The 1,704-nt window shown below is 69.4% G+C and carries 2 protein-coding genes; both read left to right on the top strand.

Annotated elements, in window-relative coordinates; all coding sequences use genetic code 11:
- Positions 1 to 38 precede the first annotated feature (38 nt).
- The gene (locus DSP71_RS18075; RefSeq protein ID WP_113681746.1) at positions 39 to 902 is read left to right on the top strand and encodes an Fpg/Nei family DNA glycosylase; all 864 of its coding nucleotides are present in this window, start codon (positions 39 to 41) and stop codon (positions 900 to 902) included.
- Between the two features lie 285 nt (positions 903 to 1,187).
- Positions 1,188 to 1,704, top strand: a 517-nt coding sequence (gene ribD / locus DSP71_RS18070; RefSeq protein ID WP_113681745.1) for a bifunctional diaminohydroxyphosphoribosylaminopyrimidine deaminase/5-amino-6-(5-phosphoribosylamino)uracil reductase RibD, incomplete at its 3' end; no start/stop codon positions are given.

Genomic DNA, 1,704 nt, shown 5'->3' with positions numbered 1-1,704 from the left:
AGGGTGACAGTGTCGGCGGCCGATGACAGGATGAACGCATGCCGGAGATGCCGGAAGTCCAGGGGCTGTCCACCTTCCTCGGCGAGCGCGCCGTGGGGCACACGATCACGCGCGCCACCGTCTCGGCGATCGCCGCGCTGAAGACGTACGATCCGCCGATCCATGCGCTTCAGGGGCAGGCGATCACGGCGTCCACCCGTCTCGGCAAGTTCGTCGTGCTCTCCTGCGGCGACGAACTGCACCTGGTGTTCCACCTCGCGAAGGCCGGCTGGCTGCGCTGGTACGAGTCCCTCCCCACGACGCTCATCAAGCCGGGCAAGTCGCCGATCGCCCTGCGCGTCGCGCTCGACGACGGGAGCGGGTTCGATCTCACGGAGGCGGGCACGAAGAAGTCGCTCGCGGTGTATGTCGTCCGCGATCCGCAGGAGGTGCCGGGCATCGCCAGGCTGGGACCCGATCCGCTCGACGAGGCGTTCACGCGCGAGACGTTCGCCGCCCTGCTCGACGGCCGCCGCATGCAGATCAAGGGGCTGTTGCGCGACCAGGCGGTCATCGCCGGTATCGGCAACGCGTACTCGGACGAGATCCTGCATGCCGCTCGCATGTCGCCGTATGCGATCGCCGACACGCTCGACGGTGCCGAGATCGATCGCCTCTTCGATGCCATGCGCGAGACGCTCACCGAAGCGGTCGCCGAAGCCTCCGGCAAGCCACCGGCCGACCTGAAGGATGCGAAGCGCCGTGGGATGCAGGTGCACGCCCGCCGGGGGGAGGCCTGCCCGGTGTGCGGCGACACGGTCCGCAGCGTGTTCTTCGCCGACCGCTCGCTCGAGTATTGCCCCACCTGCCAGACAGGCGGCAAGGTGCTCACCGACCGGCGACTGTCCCGGCTTCTCAAGTGACGGCGAGCGCGTGGCGCACCCGGATGCATGTCTTGGAATGAAATCTGCGCAGATGCGTTGACTACACTCAGATCAACAACGTGCTCCGGGGTCGGTGGGAATCCGAACCGGCGGTGACAGTCCGCGAGCGTCTCGAGAGATCGAGATGCCGATCCGGTGGAATTCCGGGACCGACGGTGATGCGAGGGAGACCTCGCTAGTCCGGAAGGGAGGCAGCACGAGACGCATACGTGCGTCCGTTCCGCCATCCCTGCCCGAATCCGGAGCCTCAGAGGAGGACGACGGATGGCAGTGAACGCGGCAGAGCGCACCGCGATGGACCGCGCTCTCCATCTCGCCGCACGCGGGCCCCGCGGGGCGAACCCGCAGGTCGGCGCGGTCATCCTCTCCCCCGACGGCACCGTGCTCGCCGAGGGCTGGCACCACGGCGCCGGCACTCCGCACGCCGAGGTCGACGCTCTCTCGAAACTCGCTCCCGGCGAAGCCGAAGGCGCGACGGCCGTGGTCACACTCGAACCCTGCAACCACACCGGCCGCACTGGCCCCTGCGCCGTCGCCCTGATCGAGGCGGGCATCTCACGGGTGGTCTACGCTCTCGACGATCCCGGCGCGGTGTCCGGGGGCGGCGCGGAACGTCTGCGCACTGCCGGCGTCGAGGTCGAGTCCGGCGAACAGGCGGATGCCGCGCACGCCCTCATCGCCGGATGGCTGACCGCCCAGCGACTCGGCCGTCCGCACATCACCGTCAAGTGGGCGCAGAGCCTCGATGGCCGCGCCGCCGCCGATGACGGGTCGAGCCGGT

It is taken from the genome of Microbacterium sp. H6, assembly GCF_003314775.1.
GTDB lineage: Bacteria > Actinomycetota > Actinomycetes > Actinomycetales > Microbacteriaceae > Microbacterium > Microbacterium oxydans.
Note: the sequence above shows the minus strand (reverse complement) of the source record. Positions and strands in the feature narration are given on the sequence as shown.